Origin of the sequence: Delftia sp. WSY_7 (assembly GCF_043104845.1) — a bacterium.
Taxonomy (GTDB): Bacteria; Pseudomonadota; Gammaproteobacteria; order Burkholderiales; family Burkholderiaceae_C; genus Comamonas; species Comamonas tsuruhatensis.
On sequence record NZ_JBICLB010000033.1, the window covers coordinates 538,341 to 560,720 of the forward strand.

Below are 22,380 nucleotides of genomic sequence, written 5' to 3' on the forward strand. Positions count from 1 at the left end.
CATGGTCTAACTCACCCGGAAATTCCCTATGCAGGCCTAGGCCGCAACGGCCAGCGGAGGTACGTCAAGCTTGATTTGCTGCCCCTCCAACAAGGCATACCCTATTGACAGATAGTGGTTGCACAACTCTGGTTCGCCAACCAGAGACTGCTCCGCATCTTCTGGCCGAAACAGCAACAGATGGCGCACATACAGCAGGTCGGCCTCGGACTCGATGGCGAAACGGATGAAATCCGGAAACTCGTGGATATTGTTGCGCTTCAGTGTCCAGGACAATCCAAGCCGTGGCCGGCGAAGCAGATCAGATCCACGACGCAGCGTTTGGTAATAGTCCAGATTTTTCTTGAATGTAGGCAAATCGGCGCCTGTGCGATTGGCGGCAAAAACCTCGTCCGTGATCCCGTCTATGGAAAAGGTGAGCGTATCCACCCAGCGAATCTTTCGTTCGTCAAACCGCTGCTTCACAAATGTCCCATTGGTTACGCAGGTGACCAGCACGTTGTATGCCTCGCACAACTCGAACAAACGATTCCACAGGGGCATGGACACCATGCTCGGCTCGCCCCTGCCCACCAGGTTGATCAACGTCAGATAGGGGAAAACTTCATGTGCCAGAGACTCCAGCACATCTTGCGAAAAAGCCGGGCGCCGATTGTTCATGCGGTGCTCATTCTCATCTCCATGGCTGCTGCAATGCGAGCAGTGAAGATTGCATGCGGCAGTCAGTTCAAGACTCAGGGACTCTGGCAGATGCGGCACCTGTGCCAGCTGGCGAGACTCACTGTGCACCACCTGGGCGCGAACCCATTCCTTCAACCCCAGCAGATAGGCCTGCCTTGACAGTTCGTCTCCATCCTCAGGAACAAGTGCAGCGGAAACCACATCGAATTCTCCGTGCCCCTGAACAAAGGCTTCCAGCCGCAACTTTACCCAACCCGCCTCACGCGCTTCATCGGGAATCAATACGCGTATTCGCTCCACCTGGTGGACGTTTTGCAATCGAAAGCAAATGGCACGCTCTTCGCTGTAACGTCCCAGGATGCCGGTTGAAAAATACAGTTTGCTGAAATCATATCGATTGACGGGAGCCTTTTTGATGCGCAACGCCAATTCTATGTATAAATCCTCTTTTTTGACACGGAACAATCCTAGATTCTTCAGCTGGGGTCGGATTTTATTCACTTTTATTTCTCTCCCCCTGCTCCTTTATGAAATCCCAGGCAATCGGTTGATATTCAACTTTCTTGGCCAGCGAAGCTTGTGCTCTTTCCCCTCCAAAGTTCGCCCAGATATTTCTCTGTTCGGCATATCTGATTTCACGAAACCAGCATTTCTTGCATTGCTCCCATTCTTCTTCCGTATTGAGCGTGCCGCGCACCGACTGCATGCGCCCGTTGTTCCATAGCGAAGAAAAATTGACATCCTTCTTCAGATAGCCCACATTTTCAGCGTACATGTTCGCACAAGTCACGACCTCTCCATCGGCCATGATTACCGCTGTCCGGTGTATGAATATGCATTCAGCCGGTTCCGCCGTTGATCTATCCACTGCAACCGCCTTGGCTTCATCGTGCAGCTTTTTCAAGTCTTCAATTGAAAGCATGATGTCGATTCTTTAAATTTAACCTGATAGACATGGGGATGTCATTTCAGAAAATCCATCATAAGCCGTCAATTGAAGACCCGGCGCAAGGCGATTTTCTTAAACCTCCAGCCACTCCTTGCGCACCTTCTGATCGGCGCGCAGCCCGTCGGGCGTGCCGTCGAAGACGATGCGCCCATGACCCATGACCAGGGCTCGGTCCGAGATGCTCATGGCAATGGTGAGCTTTTGCTCGATCAGCAGCACGGACACGCCGCGCTGCTTGATCTTTTGCAGGTACTCGCCCACCAGCTCGACGATCTTGGGAGCCAGGCCCTCGGTGGGCTCGTCGATGATGATCAGGTCCGGGTCGCCCATCAGCGTGCGACACAGGGTCAGCATCTGCTGCTCGCCGCCCGACATCACGCCGGCCTCGGTGTGCTGGCGCTCCTTCAGGCGCGGGAACATGGCGTACATGTCGTCGAAGCCCCAGCGGCTGTCCCGGCCCTTTCCCTTCTGTCCCAGCAGCAGGTTCTGGTGCACGGTGAGATTGGGGAACACGTCGCGGCTCTCGGGCACGTAGCCCAGGCCCAGGTGAGCGATCTCGTAGGCCTTTCTGCCAGTCAGGCTCTGGCCCTTCCAGTCCAGCGAGCCCTCCCAGTGCACCAGGCCCATGATGGCCTTGGCCGTGGTGGAGCGGCCCGAGCCGTTGCGCCCCAGCAGCGCGACGATCTCGCCGGGCTGCACCGAGAAATCCACGCCATGCAGCACATGGCTTTTGCCGTAGTAGGCATGCAGGTTGTTGATGTTCAGCATCCGCGCTTCCTCAATGTGCACCAGCTTGTTGATCCGCCACGGACGAGCCCAGGTAGGCCTCCTGCACGCGCGGATTGGCACGCACGGCCTCGGGCGTGTCGTAGGCGATGACTTCGCCGTAGACCACGACGGCGATCTTGTCGGCCAGGCCGAAGACCACGCCCATGTCGTGCTCCACGGTCAGCAGCGTCTTGCCTTCGGTGACCTTCTTGATCAGCTGGATGAAGTGGGCCGTTTCGCTGTTGCTCATGCCGGCCGTGGGTTCGTCCAGCAGGATGACGCCGGCGCCGCCGCCGATGGTGATGCCGATCTCCAGCGCGCGCTGCTCGGCATAGGTCAGGTTCACCGCCAGCGTGTCGCGCTTTCTGTGCAGGCCGATCATCTCCATCAGCTCATCGGCGCGGGCATTGGCGTCGCGCAGCTTCGACAGGAAGCGCCAGCAGCTGTAGCGGTAGCCCAGGCTCCACAGCACGCTGCAGCGCAGGTTCTCGAAAACGCTGAGCTTGGGAAAGATGTTGGTGATCTGAAAGCTGCGCGACAGCCCCATGCGGTTGATTTCATAGGGCTTCTTGCCGTCGATGCGCTGGCCGTTGAGCAGCACCTGGCCGCTGGTGGGCTCGAAGCGGCCACTGATCAGGTTGAACAGCGTGCTCTTGCCCGCGCCGTTGGGGCCGATGATGGCCACGCGCTCGCCCGGCTTCACGGCCAGCTGGGCGCCACGGATGATCTCGGCCTTGCCGAAGCGCTTGTACAGGTCGCGCAGCTCCAGCGCATAGGTGGCCTCGCCAGCCGCGGCGGCGGCCGCGGTGCCCGGACGTTCGATTGCAATGCTGGACATGGTTCAGCCCTCCCCGCGCTTGATGGCTTCTTCGATTTCTTCCTGGATGCGCTCCCAGCGGCGCAGGCACCAGCGCCGGGCCACTTCCAGCAGGCCCAGGCCCACGACGAAGACGGCAACGGCCACGGTCCAGGTGGAGGCCGAGCTGGTATCGAGCTGCACGCCCATGAACGAGACCTGGGAACCCAGGGCCGCATTGAGCTGCAGGTGGTAGATCATCTCGACGATGGCGGCGCCGCCCACGATCATGACCAGGGCGCTGGCGGCGATGGCCAGGTAGGGCTGGGCCAGCCGGCGCCATTTGCCGAACCGCGCCACGCGCAGGTTCATCATGATCAGGCTGGCAACGCCACCGGGCGCATACATCACCATCAGCAGGAACACCAGACCCAGGTACAGCAGCCAGGCCTTGGTCAGCTCCGACAGCAGCACCGAGGCCAGCACCAGCAGCACGGCGCCGATGATGGGCCCGAAGAAGAAGGTGGCGCCGCCCAGGAAGGTGAACAGCAGGTACGAGCCCGAGCGCATGACGCTCACGCTGTCCATGGCCGTGATGATCTCGAAGTTGATGGCCGCAAGCCCCCCGCCCACGCCCGCGAAGAAGCCCGCGATGATGAAGGCGAAGTAGCGCACGCGCTGCGTGTTGTAGCCCACGAACTCCACGCGCTCGGGGTTGTCGCGCACGGCGTTGAGCATGCGCCCCAGCGGCGTGCCCGTGAAGGCGAACATGGCGGCCGTGCAGACGAAGCAGTAGGCGGCGATCAGGTAGTACACCTCCATGCCCGAGCCGAAGGTCAGCCCGAAGAAGGGCTTGCCGTAGACGCGGTCGGTGGTGATGCCGCCCTCGCCCCCGAAGAACTCGGGGAACATCAGCGCCATGGACGCCACCAGCTCGCCGATGCCCATGGTGATCATGGCGAAGGTGGTGCCCGACTTCTTGGTGGTCACATAGCCCAGCAGGGCCGCGAAGAACATGCCGCCCAGGCCGCCGATGACGGGAATCAGCACCAGCGGAATGCCCCAGTCGCCGGAGCTGGCCCGGTTCATCGCATGGATGGCGATGAACGAGCCCAGCCCCGTGTAGACCGCATGGCCGAAGCTCAGCATGCCGCCCTGCCCCAGCAGGATGTTGTAGGACAGGCAGATGATGATGAGATAGCCGATCTGGCTGAGCATGGTCAGCGCCAGGCTGCTGGTGAACACCAGCGGCGCGACGATCAGCGCCAGGGCGAAGGCGCCCCAGATCAGGATGCGGCCGATGTTGAGCGGCTGGAAGCTGTAGTGGCGCCCCGCGCCCGCAGCCCCTGAAGCGCCCGAAGCGCCTTTTGCGGCAGTGGATGTCATGGTCGTTTTGGTGATCGAGGACATGGTGTCAATCTCCCCGCGTGCCCAGGAGGCCCTTGGGCCGGAAGATGAGGATCAGCACCAGGAACAGGTAGGGCAGGATGGGCGCGACCTGGGAAATGGTGAGCTTGAGCAGCGGCCAGCCGAAGGTCTGCTCGCCGACCGGGCTGCCCAGCGAGGTCAGCAGGCTGGCCAGCGACCAGTCGATGGCCACGGCAAAGGTCTGCACGACGCCGATCAGCAGCGAGGCCACGAAGGCCCCCGCCAGCGAGCCCATGCCGCCGACCACCACCACCACGAAGATGATGGAGCCGACCGACATGGCCATGGCCGGCTCGGTCACATACGTGTTGCCGCCGATCACGCCGGCCAGCCCCGCCAGCGCGCAGCCGCCGCCGAACACCATCATGAACACGCGCGGCACGTTGTGGCCCAGCGCCTCCACCATCTCGGGGTTCTTGAGCGCGGCCTGGATGACCAGGCCGATGCGCGTGCGCGTCAGCAGCAGCCAGACGGCCACCAGCATCAGCATTGCCACCAGCATCACGAAGGAGCGCGAGCGCGGGAACTGCGTGCCGTACAGCGTGAACAGCGGGCCCTGCAGCGCGGGCGGCAGGCCGTAGGGCACGGTGCCCCGGCCCCAGACCAGCTGCACCACCTCGAGGATGAGGTAGGACAGGCCGAAGGTCACGAGCAGTTCTGGCACATGGCCGTACTTGTGCACGCGGCGCAGGCTGTAGCGCTCGAACATGGCGCCCAGCGCGCCCACCAGCAGGGGCGCGACGAACAGCGCGCCCCAGAAGCCGATGATGCCGCTGAGCGTGTATCCGAAGTACGCGCCCAGCATGTAGAAGCTGGTGTGGGCGAAGTTGAGCACGCCCATCATGCTGAAGATCAGCGTCAGCCCCGAGCTGAGCATGAACAGCAGCAGTCCATAGCTCACGCCGTTGAGCAGCGATATGGTGAAGAACTCAAGCGTCATCGAAAGGCCTTGGTTTCGGTGCGTTGGGGACAGGAAGCGGTGCGTGCCGGTCTCAGGACGGGCGCTTCATCTGGCAGGACGTGGGCGTGCTGGCCACGTAGGGCTCGTAGTACTTCACCGGGGCGAAGGTGTAGCCCGTGTTCTCGGCGTCATAGGGGTTCTTGCCGCCGGCCTTTTCCCAGCGCGTGATGTACAGGCCCTGCTGCAGCTGGTGGTCGGTCTTGCGCATCTCCACTTCGCCGTTGAAGCTCTTGAGCTTCATGCCCTCCAGCGCGGCTGCCACCTTGACGGGGTCGGTGCCGCCGGTCTTGGCAAAGGCCGCATCCAGCAGCGCGAAAACGTGGTAGATCGAGCTTTGCGTGAGGTCGTCGTTCATCTTCTTCTTGAACTCGGCCATCAGCGGCTGGATGGCCCCCCCCATGTTGTAGTGGCCGTAGCCCACGGTGTAGACCTTGCCGTCGGACGCCGCGCCCATGGCCGTGGGCGAGCCCGAGCCGAAGGCGTAGTAGGTGTAGAACTTGACGTTGTTCAGGCCCGCGTCATTGGCCGCCTTGAGCAGCAGCGACAGGTCCGAGCCCCAGTTGCCCGTGATCACCGTATCGGCGCCCGATTGCTTGATCTTGGCGATGTAGGGTGCGAAGTCGCGCACCTGGGCCAGCGGCGCGAAGTCATCGCCCACCACCTGCACGTCGGGCCGCTTGGCCTTGAGCATTTCCTTGGCGTACTTGGAGACCTGCTGGCCGTGCGAGTAGTTCTGGTTGATCAGGTAGACCTTCTTGACCTCGGGCACGTCCTTCATATAGGTCGTCAGCGCTTCCATCTTCATGGAGGTGTCCGCATCCAGGCGGAAGTGCCAGTAGCTGCACTTGCTGTTGGTCAGGTCCGGGTCCACGGCCGCGTAGTTGAGGTAGACGACTTCCTTGCCCTTGTTGCGCGCGTTGTGCTTTTCCAGCGCATCCATGATGGCCAGGGCCGGGCCCGAGCCGTTGCCCTGCACCACGTAGCGTGCGCCCTGGTCCATGGCCGAGCGCAGCACGGCCGTGGTCTCCTGCGGGCTGAGCTTGTTGTCCAGCGGGATGATCTCGAACTTCACGCCCGAGGCATTTTTCTTGTTGAACTCCTCGGCCATCAGCTGGAAGGTCTTGAGCTGGTTCGTGCCCACGGCGGCCATCAGGCCCGACAGCGGGTCGATCCAGCCGATCTTCACCGTCTCGCCCTTTTGCGCCCAGGCGCCCGAGGCACAGGCCAGCATGGCCGAGGCGGCCACCGAATGCACGATCCACTTCATTTTTCTGTCTCCTTTTTCCGGTTGATTCGGATATCTGTATTGGCGCCAGACTAACGCCTGAATGACAATTTCCCTTCGGGGAATGCCTTAGAAACTATCGCGCATGCGACTTCGCCGCAGTCCGGGACACATTGGCGACAGATCGGCATCGATCAGCCCATGAACCCGTGTTTTGACCGATTTCAGGCAAAAGAAAGGGGCGCCTCGCGCCCCTTGCGAAGTCAGCCTGCCTGCCTGGGCGTCATGAAGGACGCTTCATCTGGCATGAGGTGGGGGTACTGGCCACATAGGGCTCGTAATATTTCACGGGCACAAAGGTGTAGCCGGTGTTCTCCGAGTCCATCGGGTACTTGCCGCCGGCCTTTTCCCAGCGCGAGATGAACAGGCCCTGCTGCAGCTGGTGGTCGGTCTTGCGCATCTCCACTTCGCCGTTGAGGCTGTTGAACTTCATGCCCTCCATGGTGGCCGCCACCTTGGCCGGGTCCGTGGTCTTGGCGCGCAGGAAGGCCTGGTCCAGCATGGTCAGGCCCGAGTACAGCGAGCCCGTGTACATGTCGTCGTTGAACTTGGCCTTGTAGCCCTTGGTGATGCGGTCCAGCGGGCCGGGCAGGTTCAGGTGGCCGTAGCCCACCATGTAGACCTTGTCGGCGGCGGCCGCGCCCATGGCCGTGGGCGCGCCCGTGGCAATGGCGTAGTAGGTATAGAACTTGACGTTGTTCAGGCCCGCGTCGCTGGCGGCCTTGATCAGCAGCGCCAGGTCCGAGCCCCAGTTGCCCGTGATCACCGAGTCGGCGCCCGATTGCTTGATCTTGGCGATGTAGGGGGCGAAGTCGCGCACCTGGGCCAGCGGCGAGAAGTCGTCGCCCACGATCTCCACATCGGGGCGCTTGCGCTTGAGCATCTCCTTGGCGTATTTGGAGACCTGCTGGCCATGCGAGTAGTTCTGGTTGATCAGGTAGACCTTCTTGACCTCGGGCACGTCCTTCATGTACGTGGTCAGGGCCTCCATCTTCATGGAGGTGTCGGCATCCAGGCGGAAGTGCCAGTAGCTGCACTTGCTGTTGGTCAGGTCCGGGTCCACCGCCGCATAGTTCAGGTAGACGACTTCCTTGCCCTTGTTGCGCGCGTTGTGCTTTTCCAGTGCGTCCATGATGGCCAGGGCCGGGCCCGAGCCATTGCCCTGGAAGACGTAGCGCACGCCCTGGTCCATGGCCGAGCGCAGGGCCGCCGTGGTTTCCTGCGGGCTGAGCTTGTTGTCGATGCCGATGATCTCGAACTTCACACCCGAGGCCGTGCCCTTGTTGAGCTCCTCGGCGATGTACTGCAGGCTCTTGAGCTGGTTGGAACCCAGCGCGGCCATGAGGCCGGACAGCGGGTCGATCCACGCAACCTTCACCGTCTCGCCCTTCTGGGCCATGGCGCCCGTGGCGCAAGCCAGGGCCAGGGATGCCGTCAATGCCTTGATCGCAAACTTCATGAAGCGTCTCCTCTTGTGGTGGTTTCTGGGCGAGGCTCAGGGTAATGGTCCCCTTGCCCCGCACCGATCGGTGATTGCCCCTAGCGGCTATCGCCGACGAGACTCGGACCGGCCGCCCCTATCAGCACATGCCCCCGCATGCCCTGGCACGGCGGCTGGCCCGCAGCGGCTCACAGCCCCGGCAGCCGGTAGCCGGCCAGTTGCTCGCGCAACCGGGTCTTGAGCATTTTTCCGGTGGCGCCCAGCGGAATGGCATCGACGAAGACCACGTCGTCGGGGATCTGCCACTTGGCGGTCTTGCCCTCGTAGAACTTGAGCAGTTCCTCGCGCGTGACCTCGGCACCGGGCCTCTTCGCCACGGCGACGATGGGGCGCTCGTCCCACTTGGGATGCGGCATGCCGATGCAGGCGGCCATGGCCACGGCCGGATGGGCCATGGCGATGTTCTCGATGTCGATGGAGCTGATCCATTCGCCGCCGGACTTGATCACGTCCTTGCTGCGGTCGGTGATCTGCATGAAGCCGTCCGGGTCGATGGTGGCCACGTCACCCGTGGGGAACCAGCCGCGGCCCTGCGCATCCTTGATGAGCGGGCTTTCGCCCTTGAAGTAGCTGTCCACGATCCAGGGGCCGCGCACCAGCAGGTCGCCGTAGCTCTTGCCGTCCCAGGGCTGGTCCGTTCCATCGCTGCCCACGATGCGCATGTCCACGCCGTAGATGGCGCGGCCCTGCTTTTGCAGGATCTTCATCTGCTCGTCCTTGGGCAGCTGCAGCTGCTTGTTCTTGAGCGTGCACAGCGTGCCCAGCGGGCTCATCTCGGTCATGCCCCAGGCATGCAGCACCTCCACGCCGAACTCGTCCTGGAAGGCCGTGATCATGGCCGGCGGGCAGGCCGAGCCGCCGATGACCGTGCGCTTGAGCGTGGAAAACCGCAGGCCGCCCGGCCTGATGTGGCCCAGCAGCATCTGCCAGACCGTGGGCACGCCGGCCGCGTAGGTGACGCCCTCGGCCTCGATCAGCTCGTACAGCGACTTGCCGTCCAGCGCCGGGCCGGGGAACACCAGCTTGCAGCCCGTGAGCGCGGCCGAGTAGGGAATGCCCCAGGCGTTGACGTGGAACATGGGCACGACGGGCAGCACCGAGTCACGCGCCGATATGCACATCACATCGGGCAGCGCGGCCGCGTAGGCGTGCAGCGTGGTGGAGCGGTGGCTGTAGAGCACCGCCTTCGGGTTGCCCGTGGTGCCGCTGGTGTAGCACATGCTGGAGGCCGTGTTCTCGTCGAATTCGGGCCACTGGTACTGGTCGGACTGGCCGGCAATCCAGGCCTCGTAGCTGACCAGGCCCGGAACGCCGCTGTCGGCAGGCAGGCGGTCCGCATCGCACAGCGCCACCCACTGGCGCACCGTGGGGCACTTGGCATGCACGGCCTGGATGATGGGCAGGAAGGTCAGGTCAAAGCACATGACGCGGTCTTCCGCGTGGTTGATGATCCACGCCACCTGGTCGGGGTGCAGGCGAGGATTGACCGTGTGCAGCACGCGGCCCGAGCCGCTGACGCCGAAGTACATCTCCATGTGGCGGTAGCCGTTCCAGGCCAGCGACGCCACGCGGTCGCCAGGCTGCAGGCCCAGGCCGTCCAGCGTGTTCGCCAGCTGGCGCGAGCGCCGTGCCAGGTCGCGGTACGTATAGCGATGGATATCGCCCTCCACCCTGCGCGAGACGATCTGCGCATCGCCATGGTGGCGGTCGGCGAAATCGATCAGCGACGAGATCAACAGTGGTTGGCTTTGCATCAGACCCAGCATCTATAGGCTCCTAAGGTGATTGAACTTCGTGAACGTCGTGAACTGCGGACCGCGGATTCGCGCAAGGCCAAGGCCCTGGTGCGCGATGCCGCTGCCCGCATGGAGGGTGGCTCAGGCCGGCGCCCTGGGTCCGATCCCCGCAGGGACAGGCGCATCGTTTTTCCGGCATGGTTGACGCATTGTCTTGTCGCAACTCGGCAGCGTCTTCGCATGCTCGTATGGGATATACCCTAGGACGATGCTGGAGGCATGCGCCGCGTCATGCCACAGCGTGTTCGTGGACGGCGTCTTGTCGTTGCCGAAGATCCAGTATCCGGTCTGCGATGGCGAATCCACTGTCACGCGAATGCTTGAGCCGGCGCGGAACACATGCGCGAATTTCTGGATCTCTACGCGCAACAGTTCGGGCTTGCCCGACACCATGGGCACGTCCTTGTCCCGCGTGAACGCGCCCCACGGCCTCAGCGTCGTGGAGCGCGCCGTGTCCAGGGCACGCTTGGACGCACGCAGCCAGCCACGCTGCACGAACATCTCCTGCCCGTCCGGCCGCACCTCGGACACGGTGACCTGGATGTCGGTGTTGGCGGCCGTGGCGCTGAGCCACAGGTCGGCCGAGCCTTCGCCATAGAAGCTCAGGTCCTGCGGCAGGGCTGCCGTGGTGAAGACCAGCTGGCCATCCTTTTCCGACGCGGGCACGGCGGGCCAGCCTTCGGCCGCCGGGTTGTTCACCTGCGGACTCAGGGCCGGATAGCGGTAGCTGGACGAAGCCGTGCCTGAGGTGGGTGCACTGTCGCCCAGCGCCTGGCCGGGCTGCATCAACAGGCGCAGGGGCTTGACCTGGACAGGCAGCCGGTCAAACCGTGCCTCGCCCGTGGGCATGAGCTTGGCGCCGCCATTGGGGGCCTTGGCGTCCGTGGTCTGCATCTCCTGCAGCAGGCGCACGCGCGGCTCCTTGTCGAAGCCGTTGTCCTCGCCCTTGACGAAGCGCGCCAGGAAGCGCTTCAGCGTCTGGTCGATATGGTCCGAGGTGATGTTCGTGTGGTGGTCGCCGTTGGAGCTGACCAGCCACATCCTGTCGGGCGCAATGGTGTCCTCGTAGTAGCCCGAGCGCGGGCCGATCTGCTCGTCCTGCCAGGACTGCGTGCCCAGCGTGGGGATATTGATCTTGCCGCTTTGCAGCATGGCGCTGCGCTCCAGGTACAGGCCATCGGCATAGGGGTTGTCCAGCCACTTGATCAGATCCAGCTCGGGCCGCTTGATCTTCTCGATGTTGTCGGCCACGGTCTTGGCGCATTCCGTGTCGCCGCCGTTCTTCGCCGCCAGGTCGGCGGCCGTGCGCCAGATGCGCGGGAAGCCGTTCCACCACTGCGCCGGAAAGCCGATGTTGGCAATGCCGCCCGGATAGCCCACGTCGCGGTAGGGATCGCCCACATTCTTGCTGGGCGTGATGGCCATCAGCCCCTTGGGTCGGTGCGCCGCCACCCACAGCTGGTTGTAGCCCGAGTACGAGTAGCCGATCATGCCGATGCGGCCGTTGGACCAGGCCTGCCGCCCGGCCCACTCGATGGCGAAGGCTCCGGCCGCACCTACGCTGGCGTCAAACACCTTGTCGTCCCCCGTGGAGCAGCCCGTGCCCGGCACGTTCAGCCCCATGACCGCATAGCCTTCCTTGGTCCAGGGACTGCTGATGTTGGGGTACGAGCCCGAGATATAGCCGTCGTACTCGACCAGCAGCGGGAACGGACCCTGTCCCTCGGGCAGCAGCAGCGAGTAGCGCATCCTGCTGCCGTCCGGCAGGGTGATGTAGCCCGATTGCTGGCCCGGCCCCATGGGCGCGGGCATGCCCGACGATCCCCCTCCGCAGGCGGCCAGGCCCACGGCGGCGGCGGCAATGGCCCCCGCCAGCGGCCAGCGCCAGGCCTGTGTGAAAACGGTCTTGGCTGTCATGGGTACCTGTCTCCTTCGTTGTTGTTGGCTATCTCGTGGGGCTTGCCGCGGCAAGCCCCTGCTCGCTCATCTACTCGCTCACTGCACCCGGATGCTGGTCGCGCCCGGCTCGGCATCAAAGATCAGGCTGGACGGCCAGGGCTTCCATGTCTGGCCCAGGGCCGCGTTCTGCGGGTCGCCCGTCTGCATGAAGGCCTTGAGGCTGGCCATCATGGCGTTCGACAGCGCCAGCCGCCCCGGTGCATTGGCCGTGCTGTTGGTCACGCGGGAGAACACGGATGGCCCGAAGTTGCCGAAGAGAAACGGCAGATCGAACGCATGGGCCGCACCGTAGACCGTGTTCCAGGGCGCGGGCTGGCGCGCCCAGTCGAAGCGGTAGCTCCAGACCTCGGCCTGCCGGGTGCGCAGCGTATTGAGCAACTGGTCGCGGCTGGGATCGGCGAACAGATGGGTCAGCTGCGCCATGCGGGCGTTGTAGCCGGTGACCGGCGTATCGACGGGCAGGTAGGCGGCATCGATGATGTCGGCCAGGCCCGGCGCGTTGGGCGACTGCGCGTCGAAGGACTGCATCATGCGAAAGCGCGCCGCATCATCGATCCTGAAGCCCGGCTTGCCGCCCAGCGCAGCCAGCAGGGGCGCGAACAGCTTGCCCTCCTCGGCCGTGTAGCCGGCCATCACGGGCATGCGGTTGTACTGGCCCGCAGCCAGCGCGGCCATGGGGTCGGGGGGCAGCAGCAGGCCGTCGGGAATCGGCCCCGCGCCCGTCAGGCCCTTGGCCACCAGGGTCTGCAGCAGCACGCGCGCATCCTTGCCGCGCAGGTAGGCCGCAATCTGCGCCGGTGTCCAGCCGGCAGCCACCGTGGCCGCAGCCGCCACATCGGCAGCCAGCCCATCGGCCACCATCAGATGGGCCAGCAGCAGCGCGGACTGGGTGGCGTAGGCCGAAGCCGGCTTGAGCGTGGCCAGCACGCCGGCCGGCAGGTTGGACGGCAGCGACAGCCCGCCGCTGATGGGCACCAGCCTGTGGAACAGGCCGCGCGCCGACTCGGCCGCCAGCAGCGCCAGCACATTGGTGGCACCCGCCGACTGGCCCATGAGCGTGACATTGCCCGGATCACCGCCAAAGCCCGCGATATTGCGCTGCACAAAACGCAACGCCTGCAGATTGTCCAGCAGCGCGAAGTTGCCCGTGGCCGGCGCGCCGGCCTGCATCTGCGGCATGTGCATGTAGCCCAGGATGTCCAGCCGGTAGTTGGCCGTCACCACCACGGCATTGGCGGCGCGTGCCAGGGCCGCGCCGTCATACAGCGGATCGGCCGTATAGCCCGAGATGGCGCTGCCGCCGTGGATGAACACCAGCACCGGCAGCTTCTCGGCGCCGCTGGCCGGGCGCCAGATGTTGAGCGTCAGGCAGTCCTCGCTGCCCACGGGCTGGCCCAGGGTGGAGGCAATGGTGTCGTCGAAGCGGTTGTTGGCGCCCGGGCCGTACATGCGCCCGATCTGCAGGCAGGCATTGCCGAACTGGCGCGCCTCGCGCACGCCCTCCCAGGCCTTGGGCTCGGCCGGCGGCTGCCAGCGCAGCGCGCCCACGGGCGCCTGGGCAAAGGGCACGCCCTTCCAGTAATAGGTGCCCGTGGCGGCGCCGTCGTCCACGCCACGCAAGGGGCCGTAGGCCGTCTCGCGCAGCTCGGGGCCGCCGCCGCCCGAGCCGCCGCAGGCCGCGAGCCACAAGGCCATTGAAGCCACGGCCAGGCGTATGCCGCCAGCCATCCACCGCTGTCCTGTGCGCATGCTTGTCTCCTATGATTTTGGGGTTTCCCGTATGGGCCGTGCCCGGCCCTTGGGCCACACTGCGCAGTCGTTCGCCGCGCTGCAAAAATTCTAGGAACAGCGCGCCCGCACGCCGCTATCGCAACCAAGCCAAAAAAGTGACTTCAGAACGCAAAAGGCGCCCCGGACGGCCCAGGAAAACCCGGCCATGACAACGCAGCGCAGCAGCTCCGCCGCATGGGTGCGGGGCATCCTGGACATGATGGCCGCCGAGGGGCTGGCCGTGGAAAGGCTGAGTGAGGAGGCCAACATCGACCTTGCCGCACTGCAGCATTCGCAGACCCGCATCGATGTGGACCGCGTGAGCCGGCTGTGGGAGCTGGCAGTGGCGCAGTCGGCCAATCCCACGCTGGGCCTGGACCGGCAGCTGGCCGCGCGCCACGGCAACATCGACCTGGTGGGCTACTCGCTGGCTTCGAGCCCGCACCTGCTGGCGGGCTTTCGTGACCTGGAGCGCCACATGGCCGTGATCTCGGACGCCACCGCCTTCACGCTGGAGCGCGATGCGCGCGGCCACTGGCTGTCCATACACCACATCGGCGCCACGCGCGCCGTGCCGCGCCAGCGCGTGGAGTTCGCCGTGCTCACGCTGCTGGTGCTGTGCAGCTGGCTGACGCGGCGCGAAGTCCAGCCGCTGGCCGTGGAATTCATGGCCCAGGCGCCCTTGCCCCTGCACGAGGCCCGCTACCGACAGGCCTTCGGCCTGCTGCCGCGCTTTGGCGAGCGCGCCAACCGCTTCCTGCTGTCGCAAGACGACCTGCTCGCGCCCATCCCGACGCACAACCCCGAACTGCTGGCCCTGCACGAAAAACTGGTCGAGTCCGAGCTGGATCAGCTGGGCCAGGCCGGCGTGGGCGCCCGCGTGCGCCATGAGATTGCGCGCCTGCTGCCCCAGGGCGAGCCGCGCCGCGAGGAAGTGGCCGCAGTGCTGGGCCTGACCGACCGTACCTTGCAGCGCCGCCTGCAGGCCGAGAGCACCAGCTACCAGCAATTGCTGGATGACACCCGCCGCGAGCTGGCCCGGCAGTACCTGGGCGAGCCGCGCCACAGCCTGGCCGAGGTGGCCGACCTGCTGGGCTTCGTGGACCAGAGCAACCTCTTTCGCGCCTGCCGCCGATGGTTCGGCATGCCGCCGGGCCAGTACCGGCAGCAACTGCGTGCGTGAATGCATGCGGTGAATGCGCGCATGAACCTTGCGTCCCACGGGGCATAGGCGCTGGGGGACAATTCCCGCATGAACCTGCACGCTGCCGCCGAAGGCCGGGCTCCGGCGACCTCCCCGCGCCTTCCCATCTCCTGGCAGGATGGCTTTGCCGCCCTGGGCCCCGACTTCTTCACCCATCTGCGCCCCACGCCGCTGCCCGAGCCGCACTGGATCGCCACCAGCACCGGCACTGCCGAGCTGCTGGGCCTGGACCCGCAATGGCTGGCCTGCGATGAGGCCCTGCAGGCGCTCACCGGCAATGCCGTGCTGCCCGGCAGCCATCCGCTGGCCAGCGTCTACAGCGGCCACCAGTTCGGTGTCTGGGCCGGCCAGCTCGGCGACGGCCGTGCCATCTTGCTGGGCGAGACCGCCTCGGGCCAGGAAATCCAGCTCAAGGGCGCGGGCCGCACGCCCTACTCGCGCATGGGCGACGGACGCGCCGTGCTGCGTTCGTCCATCCGTGAATTCCTGTGCAGCGAAGCCATGCACGCCCTGGGCATTCCCACCACGCGCGCGCTGAGCGTGACCGGATCGCCCGCCCCCATTCGCCGCGAAGAGATCGAGACCGCCGCCGTGGTGGCGCGCGTGGCGCCCAGCTTCATACGCTTTGGCCACTTCGAGCACTTTGCGGCGCGCGACCAGATGGCGCCGCTGCGCCAGCTGGCCGACTACGTGATCGACCGCTACTACCCCGAATGCCGCACGGCCGAGGCACTGGCCGGCAACGCCTACGCCAACTTCCTGCAGGCCGTGAGCGAGCGCACGGCGCGGCTGCTGGCGCACTGGCAGGCCGTGGGCTTTTGCCATGGCGTGATGAACACGGACAACATGAGCATCCTGGGCCTGACCATCGACTACGGTCCCTTCCAGTTCCTCGACGCCTTCGACCCCGGCCATATCTGCAACCACAGCGACACCCAGGGCCGCTACGCCTTCAACCGCCAGCCCCAGGTCGCGTACTGGAACCTGTACTGCCTGGGCCAGGCCCTGCTGCCGCTGATCGGCGAAGAGGAGCTGACCATTGCGGCGCTGGAGTCGTACAAGCAGGTGTTTCCGCAGGCCTATGGCTCTCTCATGCTGCGCAAGCTGGGCCTGCCCGAAGATGCTCCCGGCACGCCGCCTGCCGAGGCGCGCTTTGCCGCCCTGGTGAACCCGCTGCTGCAGCTCATGGCCGACAACGCCGTGGACTACACCATCTTCTTCAGCCGCCTGACCGATGCCGTGGCCACAGCCGGCGGCACCGAGCCCGACCTGGCGCCCGTGCGCGACCTGGTGCTGGACCGGCCCGCCTTCGACGCCTGGGCGGCAGGCTACGTACGGCAGCTTGCGACCGTGGATGGCACGGCAGCGGCCGCGCTGATGCAAGAATCGAATCCGCGCTTCGTGCTGCGCAACCACCTGGGAGAAATCACCATCCGCGCAGCCAAGGCGGGCGACTTCACCGCGGTGCGCCAGCTGCTGGCCGTGCTGCAGACCCCGTTCGCACCCCACGCCGAGCATGCCGAATGGGCAGGCTTCCCGCCCGACTGGGCTTCCTCCATCGAGATCAGCTGTTCATCATGAGCTTTCCCATCCACAAGACCGAGCAGGAATGGCAGGCCGAGCTGCAGGCCAAGGGCGCCGAGCCCGCCGCCTTCCAGGTGACGCGCCACGCGGCCACCGAGCGCCCCTTCACAGGCCGCTATGAGCAGTTCTGGGCCGATGGCAGCTACCACTGCATCTGCTGCGGCGCCAAGCTGTTCGACTCCGATACCAAGTTCGACGCCGGCTGTGGCTGGCCCAGCTTCGACCGCGCCATCCCAGGCGCCATCACCGAAATCGTGGACCGCAGCCATGGCATGGTGCGCACCGAGACTGTCTGCAGCCAGTGCGGCGCCCACCTCGGCCATGTGTTCCCCGATGGTCCCTCCGACACAGGGCTGCGCTACTGCATGAATTCCGCGTCGCTGGAATTCGAGCCGCCCAAGGCCTAGGCCCCAGGCCCGCAAAAACCCCAGCCGGCGCGGCCCTGCACCGATGCCGGGCCGCGCCGGCTGCGCCACAATGCGCCTGCCAAGCGCTCAGGCACCATGCCTGACTCCAAGCCCATCGAAATCTTCCAATGAAGTTACTGATCGACTTTTTCCCCATCATCCTGTTCTTCGTCGCCTTCAAGGTCTGGGGCATCTACACGGCCACGGCCGTGGCCATCGTCGCCACCATCGCGCAGATCGCCTACCTGCGCGTGCGCCATGGCAAGGTCGAGCCCATGCAATGGGTCAGCCTGGGCGTGATCGTGCTGTTCGGCGGCGCCACCTTGCTCGCCCACAACGACACCTTCATCAAGTGGAAGCCCACGGTGCTGTACTGGCTCATGGGCGGCGCCCTGGTGATTGGCCAGCTGGTATTTCGCAAGAACCTGCTGCGCTCCGTCATGGGCGCGCAACTGCAACTGCCGGACAACGCCTGGCGCACCATGAACTGGAGCTGGGCAGCCTTCTTCGCGGTGATGGGCGCGCTCAACCTGGTCATCGCCTACCGCTTCGACACCGACACCTGGGTCAACTTCAAGCTGTTCGGCGGCATGGGGCTGATGCTGGTCTTCGTGATCGGACAGGCCATCTACATGAGCCGCTTCATGCAGGAAGACAAGGGCGAGGCAGCCGCCGCCACGCCCGACGCCCTGCCCCCGTCCGGCGTGCAACAGGACAAGCAGCCATGAGCGCACCCGCCCATCCGCTGCCCATCACCGCCGAAGCCATGCAGGCCGTGCTGCGCGAGCGCCTCGCCCCCGATCACCTGGAAGTGATCGACGAAAGCCACCAGCACGCCGGCCATGTGGGAGCCAACGGCACCGGCTTCGGCACGCATTTCCGCGTGCGCATTGCGTCACCTTTGTTTCAAGGCAAGCCGCGCGTGGCACGCCACCGCCTTGTGTATGATGCGCTGCAAGAATTCATTGACCAGGGCGCTCACGCCATCGCCATCGAGGTTCTTTGAACTTTTACAGGCTCCGAAGATTCGGAGCCTGTTGCGTATCCACGCTATAGAATCAATTTTTCCTTCATCTCTGGAATTCGCATGAAAAAACAGCTTCTGACCAGCCTGGTGACTGCCGCCGTGCTGAGCACCGCAGCCCTGTCCGCCTCGGCCCAGAACATCGCCGTCGTCAACGGCAAGGCTGTGCCCAAGGCACGCGCCGAAGTGCTCAAGCAGCAGATCGAGCAAAGCGGCCGCCCCGTCACGCCCGAGATGGAAGGGCAGATCAAGGAAGAAGTCATCGCCCGCGAGATCTTCATGCAGGAAGCCAACAAGCGCGGCCTGGCCAACAGCGAAGCCTACAAGCAGCAGATGGAACTGGCCCGCCAGACCATCCTGATCCGCTCGCTGTTCGAAGACTTCCAGAAGAAGAACCCCGTGACCGACGCCGAAGCCAAGGCCGAGTACGACAAGGCCGTCGCTGCCAACAGCGGCAAGGAATACAAGGCCAGCCACATCCTGGTCGAGTCGGAAGACCGCGCCAAGGCCATCATTGCCGAGATCAAGGCCGGCAAGAAGTTCGAAGACATCGCCAAGAAGGAGTCCAAGGACCCCGGATCCGGCGCCCGTGGCGGTGACCTCGACTGGGCCAACCCCGGCAACTACGTGCCCGAGTTCTCCGAAGCCCTGATCAAGCTCGAAAAGGGCGGCATGACCCAGGAGCCGGTCAAGAGCCAGTTCGGCTACCACATCATCCGCCAGGACGACGTGCGCCAGGCCGAACTGCCCAAGTTCGAGGAAGTCAAGCCCCAGATCGTGCAGCAGCTGCAACAGCAAAAGCTGGCGCAATTCCAGGAATCGCTGCGCGAAAAGGCCAAGATCCAGTAAGATGCTTGCGTGTCGGCGGTTTTTGCCGTCGGCCTGACCATCACCAGCCCGCCTTGTGCGGGCTCTTTTTTTGCCCCAGGCAAGGTGGCCGCCAAAGAAAAGAGCTGCCCCTGGGGGCAGCCCGATTCAAGCCTGATTCATCCTGTCCCGGCGCCCACGGCACCGGAGACCAGGCCATCGTGCTTCTCAGAACTGGTATAGCGCGGTCAATCTGACCGTGCGACCCTCTCCGTACTCCACGGCCGAAGAACGCGACTGCTCGCCCAGGCGCTGGCGCACGCCGGCCACATAGGCCTTGTTGCCGATGTTTTCGAGATTGAGCCTGAGCTTCCATTGCCGGTTGAGTTCATAGCCGACCATGGCGCTGTGCACCCAATAGGCAGAGAGCTTCCCATCGCCTGCCGAGGTGACATTGCGCGTGCCCACGAAGCGCACCCCATAGCCCACCGTCCAGCCTTGGGGCAATGCATAGGTGGTCCACAGGTTCAGCGAATGGCGCGGCGTATTGCCCAGCGCCTGGCCCACACGCGCAGGCTCGTTCAATGACTTGAGGGTCTTGCTGGCCATGAAGGTGTAGTTGGCGAAGACATCCCATTGCGGCGTCACCTTGCCTGCGGCACCGAGCTCCAGCCCGCGCACGCGCTGCTCACCGGCCAGTAGATAGCTGCCATCGGCCATCTGCTCGCGGGCATTGGTCTTGTCCACCTGGAACAGCGCGGCTGTCAGCGCCAGCTGGCGGTCCCGCACATCCCACTTGGTTCCCAGTTCCAGGCTGGTGTTCTTCTCGGGCGCCAGCGAGGCCGTGGCCGCATCCAGGCCGGAACCATTGGAGACCAGGAATTCCGCGGAGGGGTTGAAGGCCGTGCCATAGGCCAGGTAGATGCGGCCGTTGTCGGCGGGCTTGAAGCTCAGGGCCGTGCGGCCGCTGAGCCGGCCGTCGGAACTGTCCACCGAGGTGCGCACGCCAGCGGCCGTTGCGGCGTTGGAGCGCCCGTCGATCCAGTCATAGCGCAGGCCCAGGTTCAGATCCCAGCGCGGCCCCAGCGCAATGGAGTCGGTGGCATACAGCGCGCGGGTGTCCAGGCGGGTCTCGTTCCTTCCGCTGTTTTGCAAGTCCGTGGTGCCCGTCCAGTATCCGGGCGGACGGGCCAGCGGATATCCGCCGGCCGGGAACTGCCGGTTGATGTTGTAGGAAGAGGTGGTGCGGTCATAGGTCTCGCGTGCGATCTCGAAGCCCGTGACCAGCGTATGCCCCAGCACGCCTGTGTCGAAGCGCTGGGTCAGGTTGGTCTGGTTGATCCACAGGGTGGTGGCCGCATCGCGGCCGTAGGCCTGCGGACCTGCGGGCCGGTAGTAGCCAGGATGCATACCCCGGAGATCGACATGCGAGGCCGAGATCACGGTATCGCGGCTCAGCCGCGAGTAGCGCGAGAGGTTCTGCAGCTTGGCGCCCGAGGCGAAGTCATGCTCGATCTTCGCGGTCAGGGCATCCTGGCCGATCTTGTCCCGGTCAAGGTTGCGCCAGCCGAAATAGGCATTGCGCGAGACGCCATCGAGCATCTTGCCGCGAAAGGCCGGCACGCCATAGTCGGGAAGATTGTCATCGCTCTGATGGAAGAAGCCGAGGGTCAGGCGCGTGGGCGAATTCAGCCCCAGGGCCAGCGAGGGCGCCACGCCCCAGCGCCGCTTGAAGATGGCATTGCGCCCCGCCACGTTGCTGTCATGGCCCATGAGGTTCAGGCGCATGGCAGCCTTGCCGCCAGCCAGCACCCTGTTGGCGTCGAGCGTGACGCGCCGGTAGCTGGCCGTGCCCAGGCCTGCGTCGGCCTCGGTGAAGTCATGGGCCTTGGGCTGCTTGCTGATCATGTTGATGCTGCCGCCCGAGGTGCCCGCGCCGCCGAAGACCGAGTTGGGTCCCTTGATGACCTCGACGGATTGCGTGTTGAAGAGATCGCTTCGGCTCTTCTGCCCGCTGTCGCGCAGCCCGTCGATCTGCAGGTTGGCATTGGCGCTGAAGCCGCGGATGTTGATGCTGTCGCCCGAGCCTGCACCGCCCTCGCCCGCATTGAAGGTGATGCCGGATACATTGGACAGCGCCTGCTGCAGGCTCAGGGCGTTTTGCTCCTGCAGCACCTGCCCGGGCACCACGGTGATGGTCTGCGGCACATCCAGCAGCGGCTTGGCGTATTTGGCCGATTCGGATGCCTCGGTGCGCGAGCCGGTGGAGCGCTGCCCGGAGACGGTCAAGGGCGCCAACTGCACCTGACGCTCATCGGCAGTGGCGTCCTGCGCATAAGCGGGCGTGACCAGCGCCGCAGCGAACACCGAAAAAAGGCACGACTGGGGGCCGGAGACGAAGGGTCGAGATAGCAAATGTGCTGTGCGCATGGCAAAGATCCACGTTGAAAATGGGAATCATTTGCAACGCAACCTTTCCAAAGCAATCAGACCCGTCTGAATCTGGCGCATCACCCCTGGTTTCAGGCGTTTTCACTTGTTTTCACTTGCGCCGATCAGCGCGCTCCCGCCTCCTGCAGCAGGCGCTCCACCTCATGCTGGCTGCGCTGGCGGGCGTGGACGACGGCGGTCACGCCATCCTTGTCGGGCAGATTGAGATCGGCCCTGGCCGCGATCAGCTGGCGGACGATGTCCTGGTAGCGCGGGCCTCCGTCGCCCAGCAAAACGGCTTCGAGCAGGCAGGTCCAGCCCAGCCGGTTCACATGGTCGGCCCGTACACCGGCAGCCAGCAAGGCCTGCACGGTATCGACGTGGCCGCGCTCGCAGGCCGGGATCAGCGCCGTGCCGCCGTAGCGGTTGGTGCTTTGCAGATCGGCGCCGTACGACAGCGTCATGCGCAGTATCTCCAGGCGGCCCAGGGCACCGGCCAGCAGATAGGCACTGTCCTGCAGGTCATTCTTGAGATTGGGGTTGGCCCCATGGACCAGCAGCGAGCGCGCGACTTCCACATGGTTGCCGCGCACGGCCAGCAGCAGCGGCGTATTGCCCTGCCGGTCACGCACATCGACAGGTGCGCCGCGCTTGAGCCAGTCGCGTACCTGCAGCGCCTCGCCGGCCTGGGCGGCCGCCAGCAGCGCGGGGCCGAATTCCGGGCGATTCACCGCACCCTCCTGCGCCCTGGCCGCATCGCGGCCCTCGGCGGCTGTGGCCACAGCCTGCGCCTCCTGCGCCTGCGTCTCTTGTCCCTGCGCATCCGCCAGTCCCGCGGCAAGACAGGCCGTCAGGATTGCAGCGTGCCGGACATGGGCGCCGGATCGGGAAACAGCATGGTGCATACAAGCCCTCCTGGAAAACACGGTTGTGCGGCAAGCGTAAGGCAAGCTTGCCCGGTTGCGCATGAAGCCGGGGCGTCGCACGTCAGTTTCATTCAGGAACTATAGCTACATCGCCTGATCCCACG

General features: G+C 64.8%; 19 protein-coding genes. 6 read left to right on the forward strand and 13 right to left on the reverse strand.

Annotated features, from left to right (window positions below):
- Positions 1–36: 36 nt before the first annotated feature.
- From ACF8ME_RS14565 to ACF8ME_RS14615, 11 genes are all read right to left on the reverse strand, one after another.
- Complete coding sequence (locus tag ACF8ME_RS14565) at positions 37–1,182, reverse strand: radical SAM protein (protein ID WP_128422615.1); 1,146 nt, start codon at positions 1,180–1,182, stop codon at positions 37–39.
- A complete protein-coding gene (locus ACF8ME_RS14570) occupies positions 1,175–1,603 on the reverse strand; it encodes an SPASM domain-containing protein (protein WP_392417112.1) in 429 nt (142 codons plus the stop codon). Before ACF8ME_RS14570 ends, ACF8ME_RS14565 begins: the two co-directional genes overlap by 8 nt.
- A 99-nt stretch (positions 1,604–1,702) precedes the next feature.
- Positions 1,703–2,398, reverse strand: a complete 696-nt coding sequence (locus ACF8ME_RS14575; protein WP_061287574.1) for an ABC transporter ATP-binding protein — start codon at positions 2,396–2,398, stop codon at positions 1,703–1,705.
- 10 nt (positions 2,399–2,408) lie between these two features.
- Positions 2,409–3,236, reverse strand: coding sequence for an ABC transporter ATP-binding protein (locus ACF8ME_RS14580; RefSeq protein WP_012205149.1), 828 nt, complete (start codon positions 3,234–3,236; stop codon positions 2,409–2,411).
- Positions 3,237–3,239: 3 nt separating this feature from the next.
- A complete protein-coding gene (locus ACF8ME_RS14585; protein WP_017405243.1) occupies positions 3,240–4,604 on the reverse strand; it encodes a branched-chain amino acid ABC transporter permease in 1,365 nt (454 codons plus the stop codon).
- Between the two features lie 4 nt (positions 4,605–4,608).
- The gene (locus ACF8ME_RS14590) at positions 4,609–5,562 is read right to left on the reverse strand and encodes a branched-chain amino acid ABC transporter permease (protein WP_017405244.1); all 954 of its coding nucleotides are present in this window, start codon (positions 5,560–5,562) and stop codon (positions 4,609–4,611) included.
- A gap of 52 nt (positions 5,563–5,614) precedes the next feature.
- Positions 5,615–6,850, reverse strand: a complete 1,236-nt coding sequence (locus ACF8ME_RS14595; RefSeq protein WP_043790376.1) for a branched-chain amino acid ABC transporter substrate-binding protein — start codon at positions 6,848–6,850, stop codon at positions 5,615–5,617.
- Positions 6,851–7,091: 241 nt separating this feature from the next.
- Positions 7,092–8,327, reverse strand: a complete 1,236-nt coding sequence (locus tag ACF8ME_RS14600; protein WP_016452910.1) for a branched-chain amino acid ABC transporter substrate-binding protein — start codon at positions 8,325–8,327, stop codon at positions 7,092–7,094.
- Positions 8,328–8,497: 170 nt separating this feature from the next.
- The gene (locus ACF8ME_RS14605) at positions 8,498–10,135 is read right to left on the reverse strand and encodes a 3-(methylthio)propionyl-CoA ligase (RefSeq protein WP_016446749.1); all 1,638 of its coding nucleotides are present in this window, start codon (positions 10,133–10,135) and stop codon (positions 8,498–8,500) included.
- A gap of 111 nt (positions 10,136–10,246) precedes the next feature.
- On the reverse strand, positions 10,247–12,082 hold the full coding sequence (locus ACF8ME_RS14610; RefSeq protein WP_392417115.1) for a CocE/NonD family hydrolase: 1,836 nt from the start codon (positions 12,080–12,082) through the stop codon (positions 10,247–10,249).
- 78 nt (positions 12,083–12,160) lie between these two features.
- Positions 12,161–13,873, reverse strand: a complete 1,713-nt coding sequence (locus ACF8ME_RS14615) for a carboxylesterase/lipase family protein (protein WP_392417117.1) — start codon at positions 13,871–13,873, stop codon at positions 12,161–12,163.
- Between the two features lie 187 nt (positions 13,874–14,060).
- Here ACF8ME_RS14615 and ACF8ME_RS14620 point away from each other — a divergent pair, with 187 nt between their 5' ends.
- From ACF8ME_RS14620 to ACF8ME_RS14645, 6 genes are all read left to right on the forward strand, one after another.
- Positions 14,061–15,077 carry an AraC family transcriptional regulator gene (locus tag ACF8ME_RS14620; protein ID WP_392417119.1) on the forward strand — a complete coding sequence of 339 codons (1,017 nt, stop codon included), beginning with the start codon at positions 14,061–14,063 and terminating at the stop codon, positions 15,075–15,077.
- 69 nt (positions 15,078–15,146) lie between these two features.
- Entirely contained in the window at positions 15,147–16,679 is a 1,533-nt protein-coding gene (locus tag ACF8ME_RS14625; RefSeq protein ID WP_392417121.1) for a YdiU family protein, read from the forward strand.
- Positions 16,676–17,089, forward strand: coding sequence for a peptide-methionine (R)-S-oxide reductase MsrB (msrB, locus tag ACF8ME_RS14630; RefSeq protein ID WP_016446744.1), 414 nt, complete (start codon positions 16,676–16,678; stop codon positions 17,087–17,089). Before ACF8ME_RS14625 ends, msrB begins: the two co-directional genes overlap by 4 nt.
- A gap of 128 nt (positions 17,090–17,217) precedes the next feature.
- Positions 17,218–17,817 (forward strand): septation protein A, encoded by a 600-nt coding sequence (locus tag ACF8ME_RS14635; RefSeq protein WP_017406454.1) that lies wholly within the window; start codon positions 17,218–17,220, stop codon positions 17,815–17,817.
- The gene (locus ACF8ME_RS14640) at positions 17,814–18,095 is read left to right on the forward strand and encodes a BolA family transcriptional regulator (RefSeq protein ID WP_013802780.1); all 282 of its coding nucleotides are present in this window, start codon (positions 17,814–17,816) and stop codon (positions 18,093–18,095) included. The genes ACF8ME_RS14635 and ACF8ME_RS14640 overlap by 4 nt, the downstream gene beginning before the upstream one ends.
- An 81-nt stretch (positions 18,096–18,176) precedes the next feature.
- Positions 18,177–18,962, forward strand: a complete 786-nt coding sequence (locus ACF8ME_RS14645; protein WP_016446742.1) for a peptidylprolyl isomerase — start codon at positions 18,177–18,179, stop codon at positions 18,960–18,962.
- A 186-nt stretch (positions 18,963–19,148) separates the two neighbouring features.
- Here ACF8ME_RS14645 and ACF8ME_RS14650 read toward each other — a convergent pair whose 3' ends face one another.
- Together ACF8ME_RS14650 and ACF8ME_RS14655 are read right to left on the reverse strand one after the other, a co-directional pair.
- Positions 19,149–21,350: a TonB-dependent receptor gene (locus ACF8ME_RS14650; protein ID WP_392417122.1), complete on the reverse strand. Its 2,202-nt coding sequence runs from the start codon at positions 21,348–21,350 to the stop codon at positions 19,149–19,151.
- A 125-nt stretch (positions 21,351–21,475) separates the two neighbouring features.
- Entirely contained in the window at positions 21,476–22,255 is a 780-nt protein-coding gene (locus tag ACF8ME_RS14655) for an ankyrin repeat domain-containing protein (RefSeq protein ID WP_017406456.1), read from the reverse strand.
- Between the last annotated feature and the right edge of the window lie 125 nt (positions 22,256–22,380).

Coding starts and splice junctions, on each gene's coding strand:
- msrB (WP_016446744.1), top strand. CDS start 16,676: ATGAGCTTTCCCATCCACAAGACCGAGCAGGAATGGCAGGCCGAGCTG.
- ACF8ME_RS14620 (WP_392417119.1), top strand. CDS start 14,061: ATGACAACGCAGCGCAGCAGCTCCGCCGCATGGGTGCGGGGCATCCTG.
- ACF8ME_RS14595 (WP_043790376.1), bottom strand. CDS start 6,850: ATGAAGTGGATCGTGCATTCGGTGGCCGCCTCGGCCATGCTGGCCTGT.
- ACF8ME_RS14635 (WP_017406454.1), top strand. CDS start 17,218: ATGAAGTTACTGATCGACTTTTTCCCCATCATCCTGTTCTTCGTCGCC.
- ACF8ME_RS14590 (WP_017405244.1), bottom strand. CDS start 5,562: ATGACGCTTGAGTTCTTCACCATATCGCTGCTCAACGGCGTGAGCTAT.
- ACF8ME_RS14655 (WP_017406456.1), bottom strand. CDS start 22,255: ATGCACCATGCTGTTTCCCGATCCGGCGCCCATGTCCGGCACGCTGCA.
- ACF8ME_RS14650 (WP_392417122.1), bottom strand. CDS start 21,350: ATGCGCACAGCACATTTGCTATCTCGACCCTTCGTCTCCGGCCCCCAG.
- ACF8ME_RS14615 (WP_392417117.1), bottom strand. CDS start 13,873: ATGCGCACAGGACAGCGGTGGATGGCTGGCGGCATACGCCTGGCCGTG.
- ACF8ME_RS14605 (WP_016446749.1), bottom strand. CDS start 10,135: ATGCTGGGTCTGATGCAAAGCCAACCACTGTTGATCTCGTCGCTGATC.
- ACF8ME_RS14600 (WP_016452910.1), bottom strand. CDS start 8,327: ATGAAGTTTGCGATCAAGGCATTGACGGCATCCCTGGCCCTGGCTTGC.
- ACF8ME_RS14610 (WP_392417115.1), bottom strand. CDS start 12,082: ATGACAGCCAAGACCGTTTTCACACAGGCCTGGCGCTGGCCGCTGGCG.
- ACF8ME_RS14640 (WP_013802780.1), top strand. CDS start 17,814: ATGAGCGCACCCGCCCATCCGCTGCCCATCACCGCCGAAGCCATGCAG.
- ACF8ME_RS14625 (WP_392417121.1), top strand. CDS start 15,147: ATGAACCTGCACGCTGCCGCCGAAGGCCGGGCTCCGGCGACCTCCCCG.
- ACF8ME_RS14575 (WP_061287574.1), bottom strand. CDS start 2,398: ATGCTGAACATCAACAACCTGCATGCCTACTACGGCAAAAGCCATGTG.
- ACF8ME_RS14585 (WP_017405243.1), bottom strand. CDS start 4,604: ATGTCCTCGATCACCAAAACGACCATGACATCCACTGCCGCAAAAGGC.
- ACF8ME_RS14570 (WP_392417112.1), bottom strand. CDS start 1,603: ATGCTTTCAATTGAAGACTTGAAAAAGCTGCACGATGAAGCCAAGGCG.
- ACF8ME_RS14645 (WP_016446742.1), top strand. CDS start 18,177: ATGAAAAAACAGCTTCTGACCAGCCTGGTGACTGCCGCCGTGCTGAGC.
- ACF8ME_RS14580 (WP_012205149.1), bottom strand. CDS start 3,236: ATGTCCAGCATTGCAATCGAACGTCCGGGCACCGCGGCCGCCGCCGCG.